Source organism: Streptomyces sp. NPDC000345 (genome assembly GCF_042898825.1).
Lineage (GTDB): Bacteria > Actinomycetota > Actinomycetes > Streptomycetales > Streptomycetaceae > Streptomyces.
The window spans coordinates 176,793-190,955 of the sequence record NZ_JBIAZE010000012.1; the positions used below are offsets into that span (position 1 = coordinate 176,793).

At 72.1% G+C, this 14,163-nt stretch carries 16 protein-coding genes; 11 read left to right on the top strand and 5 right to left on the bottom strand.

Features of this window, described 5'->3' with window-relative positions:
• Window positions 1-252 precede the first annotated feature (252 nt).
• From ACFY30_RS27475 to ACFY30_RS27490, 4 genes are all read left to right on the top strand, one after another.
• Window positions 253-558: a ferrous iron transport protein A gene (locus ACFY30_RS27475; protein ID WP_390847814.1), complete on the top strand. Its 306-nt coding sequence runs from the start codon at window positions 253-255 to the stop codon at window positions 556-558.
• Between the two features lie 38 nt (window positions 559-596).
• Complete coding sequence (locus ACFY30_RS27480; RefSeq protein WP_390847815.1) at window positions 597-2,507, top strand: ferrous iron transporter B; 1,911 nt, start codon at window positions 597-599, stop codon at window positions 2,505-2,507.
• 51 nt (window positions 2,508-2,558) lie between these two features.
• Entirely contained in the window at window positions 2,559-3,101 is a 543-nt protein-coding gene (locus ACFY30_RS27485; RefSeq protein ID WP_390847816.1) for a NifU family protein, read from the top strand.
• A gap of 287 nt (window positions 3,102-3,388) precedes the next feature.
• Window positions 3,389-4,438, top strand: coding sequence for an aromatic acid exporter family protein (locus ACFY30_RS27490; protein ID WP_390847817.1), 1,050 nt, complete (start codon window positions 3,389-3,391; stop codon window positions 4,436-4,438).
• Window positions 4,439-4,505: 67 nt separating this feature from the next.
• On the opposite strand, the gene ACFY30_RS27495 is transcribed toward ACFY30_RS27490, so the two are convergent.
• Together ACFY30_RS27495 and ACFY30_RS27500 are read right to left on the bottom strand one after the other, a co-directional pair.
• Window positions 4,506-5,414 (bottom strand): magnesium and cobalt transport protein CorA, encoded by a 909-nt coding sequence (locus ACFY30_RS27495; protein ID WP_390847818.1) that lies wholly within the window; start codon window positions 5,412-5,414, stop codon window positions 4,506-4,508.
• Window positions 5,415-5,640: 226 nt separating this feature from the next.
• A complete protein-coding gene (locus ACFY30_RS27500) occupies window positions 5,641-6,120 on the bottom strand; it encodes an ATP-binding protein (RefSeq protein WP_390847819.1) in 480 nt (159 codons plus the stop codon).
• 168 nt (window positions 6,121-6,288) lie between these two features.
• Between ACFY30_RS27500 and ACFY30_RS27505 the strand changes: the two genes are divergently transcribed.
• The 5 genes from ACFY30_RS27505 (at window position 6,289) to ACFY30_RS27525 (ending at window position 9,248) form a co-directional block, all read left to right on the top strand.
• A complete protein-coding gene (locus ACFY30_RS27505) occupies window positions 6,289-6,654 on the top strand; it encodes an STAS domain-containing protein (protein ID WP_390847820.1) in 366 nt (121 codons plus the stop codon).
• A 60-nt stretch (window positions 6,655-6,714) separates the two neighbouring features.
• Window positions 6,715-7,758 (top strand): YihY/virulence factor BrkB family protein, encoded by a 1,044-nt coding sequence (locus ACFY30_RS27510; RefSeq protein WP_390847821.1) that lies wholly within the window; start codon window positions 6,715-6,717, stop codon window positions 7,756-7,758.
• Between the two features lie 190 nt (window positions 7,759-7,948).
• Window positions 7,949-8,248, top strand: a complete 300-nt coding sequence (locus tag ACFY30_RS27515; RefSeq protein WP_390847822.1) for a phage holin family protein — start codon at window positions 7,949-7,951, stop codon at window positions 8,246-8,248.
• The gene (locus ACFY30_RS27520) at window positions 8,245-8,826 is read left to right on the top strand and encodes a DUF3618 domain-containing protein (RefSeq protein WP_390847823.1); all 582 of its coding nucleotides are present in this window, start codon (window positions 8,245-8,247) and stop codon (window positions 8,824-8,826) included. Before ACFY30_RS27515 ends, ACFY30_RS27520 begins: the two co-directional genes overlap by 4 nt.
• A gap of 176 nt (window positions 8,827-9,002) precedes the next feature.
• Window positions 9,003-9,248, top strand: a complete 246-nt coding sequence (locus ACFY30_RS27525; RefSeq protein ID WP_390847824.1) for a hypothetical protein — start codon at window positions 9,003-9,005, stop codon at window positions 9,246-9,248.
• Window positions 9,249-9,277: 29 nt separating this feature from the next.
• On the opposite strand, the gene ACFY30_RS27530 is transcribed toward ACFY30_RS27525, so the two are convergent.
• The gene (locus tag ACFY30_RS27530; RefSeq protein WP_390847825.1) at window positions 9,278-10,204 is read right to left on the bottom strand and encodes an anti-sigma factor RsbA family regulatory protein; all 927 of its coding nucleotides are present in this window, start codon (window positions 10,202-10,204) and stop codon (window positions 9,278-9,280) included.
• Window positions 10,204-10,467, bottom strand: a complete 264-nt coding sequence (locus ACFY30_RS27535; protein WP_390847826.1) for an STAS domain-containing protein — start codon at window positions 10,465-10,467, stop codon at window positions 10,204-10,206. The genes ACFY30_RS27530 and ACFY30_RS27535 overlap by 1 nt, the downstream gene beginning before the upstream one ends.
• Window positions 10,468-10,757: 290 nt before the next feature.
• Here ACFY30_RS27535 and ACFY30_RS27540 point away from each other — a divergent pair, with 290 nt between their 5' ends.
• Both ACFY30_RS27540 and ACFY30_RS27545 read left to right on the top strand, forming a co-directional pair.
• A complete protein-coding gene (locus ACFY30_RS27540; protein ID WP_390847827.1) occupies window positions 10,758-11,306 on the top strand; it encodes a methanogen output domain 1-containing protein in 549 nt (182 codons plus the stop codon).
• On the top strand, window positions 11,303-12,877 hold the full coding sequence (locus ACFY30_RS27545; RefSeq protein WP_390847828.1) for a SpoIIE family protein phosphatase: 1,575 nt from the start codon (window positions 11,303-11,305) through the stop codon (window positions 12,875-12,877). Before ACFY30_RS27540 ends, ACFY30_RS27545 begins: the two co-directional genes overlap by 4 nt.
• 449 nt (window positions 12,878-13,326) lie before the next feature.
• Here the strand turns inward: ACFY30_RS27545 and ACFY30_RS27550 are convergent, their stop codons facing one another.
• On the bottom strand, window positions 13,327-14,133 hold the full coding sequence (locus ACFY30_RS27550; RefSeq protein WP_390847829.1) for an IPT/TIG domain-containing protein: 807 nt from the start codon (window positions 14,131-14,133) through the stop codon (window positions 13,327-13,329).
• Window positions 14,134-14,163: the final 30 nt, after the last annotated feature.

The window sequence follows — 14,163 nt, forward strand, 5'->3', positions numbered from 1 at the left end:
CAGGGCGCCGGTCTCCGGCGACCCCCGTGCGTGGCCCGAACGCGTCGACGACGGCCGAGGCCGGCTCCACCGTGCCGGGGGGGGGAGCCGCCGAATCTGGTGGGCCAAGGGCCGTGTGGCCCTGTGAGCCGGGCCGGACGGTGCCTTCGTACAGGCCGGATTCCAGCCATCACCGAGAGCAGGCAAGGCTAGCCTCACTGACATCTGGGTGACCGGACGGCACTTGTCCGGCATGGCGTAGCGGAGACGCGGATGAGCATGGGTGATGAGCACGCCGGAGCCCCGGGTCACCGGGCGACGGCTGTGGTGGGGCGCGCGCCGCGTGCCCTGGCCGACCTGGCGCCCGGTGAGCGCGCCACGGTCGTCGAGGTCGTCGCGGACGGAGCGCCCGAGACGGTACGCCGGCTGGGCGCCCTCGGGTTCACGCCCGGCACCGTGGTGGAGGTCGTGCGCCGGGCACCGCTGCGGGACCCGGTCGTCTACCGGCTGAAGGACTACGAGGTGTGCCTGCGCCGGGCACAGGCCGCGTACGTGCACACCATCGGGGCCGACCGGTGACCGCGGGCTGTCACGGGCCCGCCGGCGCGGCCACGGGCGTGACCGAGGATGCGCGCATCGCGCTGGTCGGCAGCCCCAACGCGGGCAAGACCAGCGTCTTCAACGCCCTTACGGGTCTGCGCGCCAAGACCGGCAACTACCCGGGCGTGACCGTGGCCCGGTACGTCGGCACCTGCCGGGCCGGCGACCACACCCATCTCGTCGAGGATCTGCCGGGCACCTACTGCCTGGAGCCGATCAGCCCGGACGAGCGGATCACCGTGGACGTCCTGGACGGCCGGCTGGACGGCGCACCCCGGCCGGACGCGCTGCTCGTCGTCGTGGACGCCACCACTCTGCGGCGCTCGCTGCTGCTCGTCGCACAGGTCCTGGCCCGCTCCCTGCCGACCTGCGTGGTGTTGACGTTCACCGACGAACTCGCCCTGAGGCAGGGCCACTTGGACGTCGACGCACTGTCCCGGGCCCTGGGCGTACCGGTGCTCGCCGTGGTCGGCCACCGCAGGCTCGGCATCGCGCGGCTGCGGGACCGCATCGCCTCCTGGCAGTCCTGGCCGGCCCCGGTCCTCGCCCCGCCCACCGCCCCCGCCGAACTGGACGCCTGGGCGGAGTCGGTGCTCGCCTTCGCCGGCTACCGCCCGGCCGAACGGCATCGGGCCACCCAGCGCCTCGACGCGGTGCTGCTGCACCCCGTGTGGGGCCTGATCGTGTTCTTCGCGGTCATGGTGGTCTTCTTCCAGACCGTGTTCACCCTCGCGGCGCCGCTGCAGGGGTATGTGGAGACGCTGTTCGGATGGCTGTCCGGCCTCGTCGCCGACCATGTCGGCAGCCCGTGGCTGTCCGGACTGCTCGGTGACGCCGTCATCGGGGGCGTCGGCGGCGTCCTGGTCTTCGTCCCGCAGATCGTGCTGCTCTTCCTGCTCCTCGCGCTGCTCGAAGGCGTGGGCTATCTGTCGCGGGCGGCGTTCCTCATGGACCGGGTGATGGCACGGGCCGGGCTGGAGGGGCGGGCCTTCGTGGCGCTGCTGTCGTCGTTCGCCTGCGCGATCCCCGGCATCATGGCCACGCGTACCCTGCCCTCGGCGAAGGACCGGCTGGCCACGATGATGGCCGCCCCGCTGATGACCTGTTCGGCACGCCTTCCGGTGTATGTGCTGCTCATCGGCCTGCTGGTGGACCCCTCCAGCCGGATCGGCCCGTTCGGCGCGCAGGGCCTGATCATGTTCGGCCTCTATCTGCTCGGCGCGGTCTCGGCGATGGTCGCCGCCTGGGCGGTCAAGAAGCTCACCGACCGCCATGGCACGCCCATGCCGTTCTTCATGGAAATGCCGCCCTACCGGATGCCGGCGCCTCGCGCGGTGCTGCTGGCGATGTGGTCGTCCGCCCGGGCCTTTCTGCGCAAGTGCTCGACCGTCATCGTGGTCACCTCCCTCGCTCTGTGGCTGGCTCTGAACCTGCCGCTGCACTCCACCGCGCAGATGCGGGCGGCCGGTGTCGACACCGCGGACTCCGTGGCCGTGTCCGCCTATGTCATCGACCACAGTTACGCCGCGGCCGTGGGCCGGTCCGTCGCACCCGTCTTCGATCCCCTGGGCTTCGACTGGCGCGTCAACGTCGGCGTGTTGTCGGCCCAGTCCGCCAGGGAGACCTTCGTCGCCACCCTCGGGCAGGTCGCCGCGGCCGAGGACGCGGAGAATCCGGCCGGGGCCCTGCGCGCCATGACCTACCCGGACGGACCCCGCGCCGGGCAGCAGGTCTTCACCGCGCCCACGATCGCCGCGCTGCTCGTCTACTTCGCCTACGCGTTGCAGTGCATGGCCACCGTCGCGGTCATCCGTCGGGAGACCGGCACCTGGAGATGGCCGGCGATCGCCTTCGGCTATCTGACCGTGACGGCCTGGCTCATGGCCCTTCTGGCGCACACCGTCACCGCCGCGCTGACGGGCGGGTGAGCGCCGGTGATTCCCCTGCACCCCCAGCCCCTCCCCGGCCGCCCTCTCCAGATGCGGTGGATCGTCCCCGCCGGCACCCTCAACTGCACGGGCCCGGCCACCGCGGTGCCCGCACCGCTGGCGGCGCTGCTGGCCGACGGCACCCTCACCCGGGTCGTCGTCGAGCCCTCCGCCGTCGTCACCGATCTCGGCGAGAACCGGTCCTGGTCCGGCGACGGAGCCCTGATCCGTACCGCGCTGCACCTGTCCCTCGAACACCCGGCGGACTGGCGCACCTCGGCCGAGCAGGACGACGGTGGCCACTCCGGCGGCGACGCGGCGCTGTATGCCGCGGCCCGAGAGCTCCTCGACGGACCGTCGGGCCGCTACGCCCGCTCGCACGGCGGCACCATCGACCTGGTCGACGTGCGCGAGGGCATCGTCACCGTCCGTCTCGGCGGCGCCTGCGACGGGTGTCCCGCCGCCTGGATCACCCTTCAGCACCGCCTGGAACGTCTGCTGCGCGAGCGATGCCCGCACCTCGTCGAGGTCAGGCAGACCGGGCCCGGCCGCCGGGTTTCCCGCCTCATCCACCGGGGCGCCTCCGGTGCCTGACACCGCCATACGCGACGGCACGCCCGGATGGATGCCCACGGCGGCGGGGGCGGACCGCCGGCTCGCCGCCGGAGATCCGCACGGCGCCGGCCCACCGGTCGCCGGTGCCGAGGAACCGCCGGCCGTGAGGGTGCCCACAGGGGCGCATCTGTCGTCCCTGGTGTGGCACTTGCTGTGCCATGGAGTGGTTGGCAAGGGCGACAGGAGCGGTTCGGCGTCATGGCTGGGCCGTCGTGGGGGCGGTACGGCGGGCGTGGACCGAACCGGGGCGTGAACGCGATCTGGTGATGCAGGCCGGCAAGGCGGCGCTGGCCGCCTGTGTGGCGTGGGCCGTGGCGGGGTGGTGGCTGCAGGCTCCGATGGCGTTCGTCGCTCCCTGGGTGGCGGTCGTGCTGGTCGAGTCGACGGTGTACCGGTCGCTCGCGCACGGGCTGCAGCAGCTGGCGGCGATCGCGGTGGGCACGGTGGTGGCCACGGTCGTCGCGTTGCTGCTGGACAGCACGATGATCACGATGGTCCTCGTGCTTCCGGCGGTCCTCCTGCTGGCGCAGTGGCAGCGCCTCGGCAGCCAGGGCATCTACGCCGCCACCGGCGCGCTGTTCGTCCTGACCAGCGGACAGGTCACCGTCCTCACCTCGGGCGCGCGCATCGTGGAGGCGGTCTTCGGGGCGGTGGTCGGCCTCACGGTCAACGCGCTGATCCGGCCCCCGCTGTACCTGCGTGACACCCGCGCCGCCCTCCAGGACGCCGCCCGCGAGGCGCGGGAGATTCTGGCCGCGGTGGCCGAGGGGCTGGCCGACGGTGAGTGGGACACCCACGCGGCCGGGGAATGGCACGAGCGCGCGCTGCGGCTGGGACGTCTGGTCGACCAGGCGCGCTCCGCGATCGGCTGGAGCCGCGAAAGCATGCGGGGCAATCACCGTGGCCGCGGTACGGATGCCGTCTCCCCGCCCGGCAAGGCGTACGACGACGCGCTGGCCGTGCTGGACCATGTCGCGGTGCACACCGCGGGCGTGACCCGCACCGTGCTGGAGATCGCGAGCCGCAACGACGGGGAGGGCCGCCCCGCCCCGCAGATCACCGGCCCCTACGCCGACTTCCTGCGCCACACCGGCCGGGCGGTCAGTCTCTACGGCCGGACCCGGCTGGCGGGAACCGGCCCAGAGCGGTCCGCCGACGGAGCTCTGCGCGAGGCTGTCGAGGAACTGCGGCGCAGCCTCGACGAGCTCCAGCGGCGGCTGCCCGGGACCGTGCGGGAGGATCCCGAGGCACTGGCGACGCACGGCGCGCTGCTGGCCCAGGCCCGCCGTCTGGCCGCTCAGCTCGTCCAGGACTGACGCCTTCGGGGGTGGCACCGGCAGCGGTGTCGCCCCGTTTCCGCCGGCCGGCGCGGGCGCCCGGCGTTCACAGCCAGCCGTTGCGGCGGAAGGCCCGGTGCAGCAGGACGGCGGCGCCCACCATCACGGCGATGGCGAGCGGGTATCCGTAGGTCCACCTCAGTTCCGGCATCTGGGCGAAGTTCATGCCGTAGACGCCGGCGACGAGCGTCGGGGTGGCCAGGATGGCGGCCCAGGCGGAGATGCGGCGCATGTCGTCGTTCTGCCAGGTGCCGACCCGGGCGAGGTGGGCGTCGAGGGCGGAGTTGAGCAGCTCGTCCTGGGAGCGCACCTCGGTGTCGGTTCGGTGCAGGTGGTCGGCGACGTCTCGGAAGTACGGCAGCATCTCCTCGGACCACTCGGCGTGGGGGCCGGCGAAGTCCTGCGCCACCGGGACCAGGGGCTGGACCGCGTCCCGGAATTCCAGGACCTCCCGTTTGAGGGAGTAGATCTCCTCGGTGAGGTCCTCGCGCTCCGGGGAGAACACGCGCCGCTCCAGCGCGGCAAGCCCGGTGCGGATCTGGACGGCGGCCTCGGTGTAGGAGTCGACCACGGTGTCCAGGACGGCGTGGAGCACGGCGGCGGGCCCGAAGCGCAGCAGCGGCGGGTCCGCGTGGAGCCGCCGGGCCGCCTCGACGGTGGGGTCGGCCGCGCCGTGACGGACGGTCAGGGCGAACCGCGGGCCGGTGAAGACCATCACCTCGCCGGTCTCCACCTCGCTGCCGTCCTCGACGTACCACAGCGTCTTCAGCGCCACCGCGAGCACGTCCCCGTACCGCTCCCGCTTGGGCCGCTGATGCGCCTCACCGGCGTCCTCGACCGCCAGCGGATGCAGCCCCAGGGGGCCGGCCAGTTCCTGCAGATCCCCCGGACCTGGATCGTCCAGATGCACCCAGCAGAACTCGCCTCCCGTCACCCGCTTCAGACTGTCCAGCACCGCCGCACGACCGCCGTCGGCCTGTCGGCAGTCCACCTGTTCCGGCTCGTCCGCTGACTCACGGTAGATGACACACCTCATACTTCACGCCTGCACCGCCACGGCGATTGCATGCCTGCCGCCCGCCGGCAAGCGGCCGCCGGACGTGGCGTTCCCCGGCCGTCCCCCAGGCGCCCTCGCCCGAGGCGGTCGTGGCCGGCGTCCACGCCGCGAGGTGGGGCGGGCGTCAGGCCCGGTGACGGCCCGCCACGCCGCCGTGATCGTCCAGGAGCGCGATACGGGCGGTGATGCGTTTGCCGACCGGCTCGCGCTGGGCCTCGAAGCCCTCGGCGACCGCCATCACGATCTCCAGCCCGTGCTGGCCCACCCGGCCCGGGTCGGCGGCGCGGGCCACCGGCAGCACCGGGTCGCTGTCCCAGACCACCACCTCCACCACCGCGCCGGTGACGCGCAGATCGAGCAGCACCGGCCCGGGAGCGTACTTGCGGGCGTTGGTGACCAGTTCGCTGACCACCAGCTGTGTGAGGTCCCTGGCGCGCGACGAGACGGGTATCCCCCGGTCGGCCTGCAGACGCGTGAGGAAGTCGACCGCGAGACGGCGGGCCTCGGCGATGCACGTTCCGTCACCGTCCAGCGCGGCGGACACCTGCCAGGGATCCCGGTTCACACTGATGGGACCCTCCTCGGTGAAAGGGACCGATTCCATCCCCACTGTCTTCATCACCCCGTTCATACGCCCGCGCGTACCCGCCATCGCCCTGTGTACGCCTGCTTGCCCCCACTCGGCACAACCTCGCCGGACGCCCCGTAGTATCCAGGCAGTCTTCCGGCGGGAAACGGCCGGCCGAAGTCACTGAGCGTTGTTGAGGGAAGTGTGACAGACAACAGCGGGGCAGCAGGGTCAGACGGTCTGACGGTCACCTGCACCCCCATCGACGGCGTCCGCGTCATCACCGTGCGCGGGGAGATCGACCACGACAGCGGCGGCTCTCTGCGCCAGGCGCTCATCCTCCCCGGGGGCACGGCGCTCCCGCGGATCGTGGTGGACCTCGGCGGGGTGACGTTCATGGACTCCAGCGGCATCAACATCCTCATCGCCGCCCACAACGCCGCCCGCGGTGCCGGCGGCTGGCTGCGCCTGGCCGGACCGACCGATTCCGTGCTGCGCACGATGCGGCTCGTCGGGCTCGACGAGGTCATCGACTGCCACGCCACCGTCCGCGACGCCCTGGACGCCTGACGCCGCGCCCGCGGGCGGCACCGGTGGCGTAGGAGAGCCCCGACGGGTTACCCGGCGCCCATGGCGAGTTTGCATCTTCCAGGGCGGAAATCCCACCACGACGAGGTACCGGCGCCCGACGACGTCGGGCCCGGGCCCGAGGTGGAGCGGCGGGCACCGGCGGCACCGACGAAGCTGCCCAAGCGGGCCTGGGGCGCGGTGCTCAGGGGAGCCCTGCGGGAGTTCAAGGACGACGAGCTGACCGACCGCGCGGCGGCCCTGACGTACTACGGGGTGCTGTCGCTGTTCCCGGCGCTGCTGGTGCTGGTCTCCCTGCTGGGCATCGCCGGCGAGTCTGCCACCGACACGGTGCTCGACAATCTCAGGCGGCTCACGCCCGGCTCGGCGCGGGACATCATCACCCGGGCCGTGGAGCAGTTGCAGGGCAACGCGGGCGTCGGGTCCGTCATGGCGATCGTGGGCCTGGCGTTGGCCGTGTGGTCGGCGTCCGGCTACATCGCGGCGTTCATCCGCGCCGCGAACAAGGTCTACGAGATGCCGGAAGGCCGCCCGGCGTGGAAGATCGTCCCCCTCCGTATCGCGCTGACGGTCGTGCTGATGGTGCTGGCGGTGATCAGCGCGCTGATCGTGGTGTTCACCGGCGGCATCGCCCGCCAGGCCGGCGCCGCCCTCGGCGTCGGGGACACCGCGCTGGCGGTGTGGTCGGTCGCCAAGTGGCCCGTCCTGGTCGTCCTGGTCACCCTCATGATCGCCGTCCTGTACTGGGCCAGCCCGAACGCCAAGGTCAAGGGGTTCCGGTGGATCACCCCGGGCAGCTTCCTCGCCCTGGGTATCTGGATGATCGCCTCCGCAGCCTTCGCGTTCTACGTGACCAACTTCGCCTCCTACAACAAGACCTACGGCACCATGGCCGGTGTCATCGTCTTCCTCGTCTGGCTGTGGATCACCAACGTGGCCATCCTGCTGGGCCTGGAGTTCGACGCCGAGACCGTGCGCCAGCGGTCCATCGCGGGCGGCCTGCCGCCCGAGACCGAGCCCTACACCGAGCCCCGCGACACCCGGACGTGGGACGAGGAGGACGTGCGCCGGCTGGACGACGTATGACCGTCCCACGCCACCGCCGGGCACACCCGCACGGCGCCGGTCGAACTCCCGCGCCCCTGAGGCCGGGTGCGAAGCAGGCCACCCGGCCCGCCCTTGACCCGCCTGTCCGGGGTACTCGCGCGCTCATCGGAGGCCGGGCGCATGACGAGGCCCGGCCGACAGGAACCGACAGGGACGGGAGGTGAACGCCGTGTCGAGCGCACCACCGCACCATGCCGTAGCCGGACACAGGACGGACCGCTTCGGCCAGGAGCCGGTGAGCGAACTGCTGCAGCGGGCGCCGGTCGTGACCGCGATCGCCGCGCTGGCGGTGCCACTGCCGGTGCGGGCCACCGCGCCGATCGTCACCGTGGTGCCGGGTGTGATCGCCGCGGTGCCGGCCATGAGGGGAAAGGAGCAGGTCCACCGGGCCGCGCCGCCCGCACCCGGGCGGACGGTCGAGAACGTGAAGGCCGACGTGGCCGAAACCAAGGAGAGCGCACACCGATGACGCAGCCGCCGCATGACGAACCCACCGCCGCCGGCCCCGAGGAACTGCGCGAGCAGGTCGAACAGACCCGGACCGAGCTCGGGCAGACGGTCGAGGCGCTGGCAGCCAGGACCGATGTCAAGGCCCGGACTCAGGAGAAGGCCGCCCAGGTGAAGCAACAGGCTGCCGCGAAGGCCGACGAGCTGAAGGACCAGGCGACGGTCAAGGCCGGGGAACTCAAGGACCACGCCACGGTCAAGGCCGGGGAACTCAAGGAGCACGCCACGGTCAAGGCCGGGGAACTCAAGGACCACGCCACGGTCAAGGCCGGGGAACTGAAGGCGAGGGCCGCCGACCTGGCGCACCAGGCGCAGGACAGGCTGCCCGACCCGGTCAGGGACACGGCCGCGAAGGCCGCCGGACAGGCCCGGGCGAAGGCGGCCCGGGCCGGTCGGATGTGGCAGGAGAACGCGCCCGGGCCGGTGCGGCACACCACCGCCGAGGGGGCCCGGTTGGCGCGGGACAACCGCAAGGTGCTGCTGACCGCGGCCGGTGTGGCCGCCGCGGTGTGGCTGGCCTGCCGACGCCGGAACGGGTGAGCCGGACGGAAGCGTCGAGGATCGCCCGCCGGCCGGTCCGGCCGGCGCCCTCCCCGTCCGGCCGCCCGACCGGAACCCGGCCCGTCCGACACGCACCGGGAGGCGGGAGCGCCGCACGACGCGGATACCGGCTCTCCCGCCTCCCCGCCGTTCCCGCACGAAGGACTCTCACAGCCATGTCGGATCAGCATGCGGCCGCGGTGGTGACAGCCGCGGCAGTCATCGTCATGATCTTGGTCGCCCGAGCCGCCGTCCTCCACCAGGGCGGCCGAGGAGACGCCGCCCGCGCGGGCCGGCGCACCGCATCCGGCGGTGACCGGTCCGTGCCCTCCGCGGCGGCGCCTTCCGACGCCGCCCTCTCGGCCGTACGCGAGGCCGAGGACCACGTCCACCGCTGCTGGCAGCGGCTGCGCGCGCGCTGACCGACCCGGGTGCCCCTTCGGCGGCGGGATCAGCGGCCGACGTAGCAGCGGACGGTCGTACCGTCGGGGCCGGTGTGGATGCGTACGAGGTCGGCGAGACAGTGCACCAGCAGCAGGCCCCGGCCGCCCAGCTGGTCCCGTGAGGGCGGGCGGCGTCCGGCGAGCGGATCGCTCAGCCGCCCGCGGTCGCGGACCTCGCACACCACCCGGTCGCCTTCGGTCCACACCCGTACGGTGCCCGAACCTCCGCCGTGCACGACGCTGTTGGTGGTCAGCTCGGCGACGACCAGGGCGACGTCCTCCAGGCGGACACCGGACAGGCCGTATCGGGCGGCCCGCTCGACGGCGAACTGCCGGGCGCCCGGCAGTCCGTCGGCGTCGAAGTCGAGTTCGTCGGCCGTCGCCACGTGTGCCAGGGGTTCGTTGTAGCGCGCGATCACCTGCTCGGGAGCGTAGGCGGAGCTGCCGCGCTCCTTCCCGCCGGAGATGACGACGGGATGCGTCGTGTACGCGTCGGTGAGGACCTGCTCGGGGAGACGTCCGGCGTCGTACGGGCAGAGGATGGTGACGTCCCGGCCCTGGAACGCCGGGTTGATGAGCGCCTCGTGCTGGACGCACGCCGGGTACTCCACGCTGCTGCGGCCGGCCCAGATCGGCTCGCCGATGATCCGCACCCGCGTCCGGGGATGGGCGTCGGCGAAGGCACGGAGCACCTTGGGGATGATGCGTCCGGGGTTGCGCCCGACCTCGGTCATGTCGAGGAACCGTACGTCCGCGGCATCCCCGCCCAGGGCCGTCCTGAGGATCGCCAGGTTGGGTCCGGGTACGGCGACCGCCACCGGTTCTCCGGCCCTCAGGCCGTCCCGGACGAAGGGCACGGTGCCCCGCAGGTACTCTTCCTCTCCTCGGTAGAAGAGGGCTGGATGGACGAACGGTTCAGCAGTCGGATCGGTCATCACGCCGTCACCACCTCGACCGCGGGCAGGTCCGGCCAGAACATGCCCAGCACGCGCCGCAGGGCGGCAGGCGCCTCTTCGAGCACGATGCGTCGTCCCTCCGGAAGGCTCTGGGCGGCCACCGCCAGAGCCGAGACACCGGCTACGTCGACGAAGGTGATCGCGGAAAGCTCCAAGTGGCACGCCTCTTCGTCGCTCAGGGCAAGCTGGTGCAGCGTCTGTTCCCAGGCCCGGCGCGTGATCAGGCTGATCTCGCCGGCCACCTGCCAGCCTGGCCGGTCCGCCAGTGGGTGCACGCGCAAGGCGCCCGTGGACCGCGCCGGCGATGCGGGCGGCGCAGCCGCCTCCCCTGAACCGTCCACGCCGTCACCCCTGGATTCCCTGCTGCCGGTTGCCAGTATCCCTTACCGTCGAAGTCGCCCGAAGGCGCCCCCGCGGCGGTGCCGGCTCGCGGTACGCTCCAGCGTCTGCCACGAGTCGTCCGCGGGATCCGTACGTGACGGGGCGGCCCGCGCGGTCTACGGGGCGTGCAGAGATGAGGAGGGGCGGCGCCATGGGCCACCCGGTGGATGTGAAGATCGACCTGGACCGTGATGTGTTCCTGCGGACGCTGGTGCGCGAGTTGGCGACGTCGCTGGAGTCGGTGATCGGCCTTCAGGAGGCGTCCGGCTACATCAGCCTGGTCGGCCAGGCGGTGGGCACGCAGATCGATGAGATGTACCTCGAGGCGCTCGGCACGGACCATCTGTCCCGGCAGCAGGTCGCGGAGGCACTGGTGGATCTCAAGCGGCGGATCAAGGGCGACTTCTACGTCATCGAGCAGGACGACACGAAGATCGTGCTGGGCAACCGGGCCTGCCCGTTCGCGGAGAAGGTGCTGGGCCGTGAGTCGATGTGCATGATGACCTCGAACGTCTTCGGCACGATCGCCGCCCGCAATCTCGGTTACGCCAGTGTCGAGCTGCAGGAGACCATCGCCCGCGGAGACGCCGGCTGCCGCGTGGTCGTGCACCTGGTGCCCGGACCGGTCGGCGGTCGTGAGTACTTCGCCGACGCGGAGTTGCCCCTCGCGGGTCCCGACACCGGTACGGTACCTGCGTGAGTCTCGGCCTGTTCGAGGCCATCACCAGAACCCTGCCCCACCCCGTCATCCTGTGCGCGGGGGACGGCACGGTTCTGGCGGCCAATCCGGCCGCCGCCTCGATTCCTCAACTGGGCGCGGGCGCCAGCCTGTACGCCCTCGTCCAGGACGATGCCCGTGTTCTGCGGACGCATCTGGGCAACTGGGTGCGCAGCGGCAGCCCGTTGCCGGGGGCGCTCGTCCTGAAGGACGGCGAGGGCAGCCGGGCGCGCTTTCGGTGCCACGGCGTCCGCGCCGCCTGGTGGCAGGGGCCCGGGCCGGCGGTCCAGCTGAACCTGCACCGCCTCGACCACGCCGACCGTTTCGTCGTCCTCAGCCGGCAGGTCAGCGCGCTCAACCGGGAGATCGCCATCCGGCGTACCGCGGAAGTGCAGCGTGAGGAGCTTCTGCGGGCCGAGCAGGCCGCTCGCGCGCGCCTGCAACGCCTGTACCAGCTGACTGCGGCACTGGCGTCGTCGGCGACGCTCGCCCAGGTCGCCGGGGCCGTGGCGGCCACCGCCGCACGGGTCCTGGACGTCGACCACGTGACCCTGGAGCTGCACGCCCAGCGTCTGGTGCCCGCCCTGGGACCGGGCGACGATCTCCGGGTCCTGAGGGAGACCGCCTGGAGGAACCTGGACGATCCCGGTGTCGCGCGCCCTGTGGCCGACGGGGTGCCACGGGTGGCGCTGGAAGCGGACGGTGTCGTCCTGGGCGCCCTGACCGTCCGTCCCGGCGCGAGCGGGATGCCGGAACCCGAGCACCTGACCGCTGTGGCGCAGCAGATCGCCCAGGCGGTGCACCGCGCCGGGCTGTACGAGCACGAACACCGGGTCGCCGAGCGCCTCCAGCTCAGTCTCCTGCCCCAACTGCCGGACATCCCGGGCCTGGAGGTGGCGACGCGCTACGCACCCGGCAGCGACATGGTCATGGTCGGCGGCGACTGGTACGACCTCTACGACCTCGACGAGGACCACGTCGGTCTGTCGATCGGCGATGTAGCCGGCCACGGCCTGCCCCAGGCCGCCGTCATGGCACAGATCATCGCCGCCCTGCGCGGCATCGTCCTGCGCTGCGGCACCCGTCCGGAGGCGGTCCTCGGCGAGCTGAACGAATATCTGCACATCTACCACCGCGGCCAGATGGCCACCGCCGCCTATCTGCTCTACCACCGGCCGACCCGCACCCTGACCTACGTCAAGGCCGGACATCCTCCGCCGCTCGTGGTGTGCCCCGACGGCTCCAGCCGCTATCTCGACGGACCTGTCTCGCCGCCGGTGGGACCCGTCCCCGACGCCCGATACCGCCAGGGCGAGACCACACTGGCCGAAGGCGCGGCGGTCCTGCTCTACACCGACGGTCTGATCGAACGCCGCAGGGAACGTCTGGACGTGGGCTTGGAGCGTCTCACCGAGACGGCCCGCCGGGGCACCGGCCTGGACGTGCACGACCTGTGCGAGCTTTTTCTCGACCACCAGCCCGGTGCCGAATATCCGGACGACCGCGCCCTGCTCCTCATCCGGCCGGACTTCGTTTCTCGGCCGACCCGGTAAACGTACGCGCCGGACGGCCCGCAAGCTCCGGCTGTGGCACCGAGTAAACCAACCGCCCAGCCGACGCCATGGGAATGGCACCGGCTGGGGGATCCACGCCTCTGAGGGGGTGCCCATCGGGGCACCAACTCGACGCTGCCGCCCTACGCGCAAGGCAGGCAGCGGCCGGACCGGATACCCCGCCCCCCGGAGAGGCTGGGCTGCCCACCGGTTGGATACGTTCAGTAACGCAGGGCGTGGAATATGCCGCAAGAGATTCCCCCTCTTGTCACCCGATCGGTGGGGCGCACCGAGGAGCGTATTTCCCGGACGAATCACCGCAATAATGACCGAGAATATGCTTTTATATCCCGCTCGTTGCCGTGACGAATGCCTCTTGGCTCTTCTTTTCCGCCCGTCCGTGGGTGCGGGCCGGACAGCGATCGCCGTCCGGCCCGCACACGCATCGGTCACACGTAGGTGAATCCGCCGGCGACGGTCGCACTGCCGGCCGGGGTCGTCACGACGACCGCCGCGTTCCCGGCCACCCCGGCGGGGGTGACGGCCGTCAGGATGGTGCCGGTGACGTCGACGACCACACTGGTGGCCGGGACACCACCGATGGTCACGGTCGCACCGGCGAGGTTGGTGCCGACGATGACGACCGGCGTACCACCGACGACAGGACCGGTGGCCGGGGTGATGGAGACCGCCGTGGGCAGCGGCGGGCTGACGTAGGTGAATCCGCCGGCGACGGTCGCACTGCCGGCCGGGGTCGTCACGACGACCGGCACGTTCCCGGCGGCGTGCGGCGGCGTGACACCGGTCAGCACCACGCCCGCGATGACGTTCACCCCGATGGCCGGGACGCCGTCGAAGGTGACGCTCGCGCCGGTGAGGTTGGTCCCCACGATCGTGAAGGGGGTACCGCCGGTCGTCGGGCCGGCGGGCGGGGTGAAGACGAGGATGCTCGGGGGCGGGGGCACGACGGGTCCCACGTAGGTGTAGTTCGCGGGAGTGCTGGCGCCGGCCGGGGTGGTGACCACGACGGGGACGTTGCCGGCGGCGTGCGGCGGTGCGGTCACGGTGATCAGGAAGCCGAAGAGGTCCTGGGAGACGATGGTCGCGGGCGTGCCGCCGAAGGTCACCGAGGTGGCGCCTCCGAGGTTGGTGCCGAGGAGCAGGACGGAGTTGCCGCCCGTGGTCGGCCCGAAGCCGGGGACCGCGGCGATCAGCGTCGGCTGCGACAGGACGGGGAGCAGAGTGGTTTCAGACATGGCTGTCCTCCTGGATCGGGTTGTTGGTGT

Bases quoted from the DNA above. Each gene is read 5' to 3' on its own strand.
- ACFY30_RS27530 (WP_390847825.1), bottom strand. From the start codon at position 10,204: ATGACCGATCCGACTGCTGAACCGTTCGTCCATCCAGCCCTCTTCTAC.
- ACFY30_RS27490 (WP_390847817.1), top strand. From the start codon at position 3,389: ATGCAGGCCGGCAAGGCGGCGCTGGCCGCCTGTGTGGCGTGGGCCGTG.
- ACFY30_RS27525 (WP_390847824.1), top strand. From the start codon at position 9,003: ATGTCGGATCAGCATGCGGCCGCGGTGGTGACAGCCGCGGCAGTCATC.
- ACFY30_RS27510 (WP_390847821.1), top strand. From the start codon at position 6,715: ATGGCGAGTTTGCATCTTCCAGGGCGGAAATCCCACCACGACGAGGTA.
- ACFY30_RS27540 (WP_390847827.1), top strand. From the start codon at position 10,758: ATGGGCCACCCGGTGGATGTGAAGATCGACCTGGACCGTGATGTGTTC.
- ACFY30_RS27485 (WP_390847816.1), top strand. From the start codon at position 2,559: ATGCGGTGGATCGTCCCCGCCGGCACCCTCAACTGCACGGGCCCGGCC.
- ACFY30_RS27475 (WP_390847814.1), top strand. From the start codon at position 253: ATGAGCATGGGTGATGAGCACGCCGGAGCCCCGGGTCACCGGGCGACG.
- ACFY30_RS27550 (WP_390847829.1), bottom strand. From the start codon at position 14,133: ATGTCTGAAACCACTCTGCTCCCCGTCCTGTCGCAGCCGACGCTGATC.
- ACFY30_RS27520 (WP_390847823.1), top strand. From the start codon at position 8,245: ATGACGCAGCCGCCGCATGACGAACCCACCGCCGCCGGCCCCGAGGAA.
- ACFY30_RS27500 (WP_390847819.1), bottom strand. From the start codon at position 6,120: ATGGAATCGGTCCCTTTCACCGAGGAGGGTCCCATCAGTGTGAACCGG.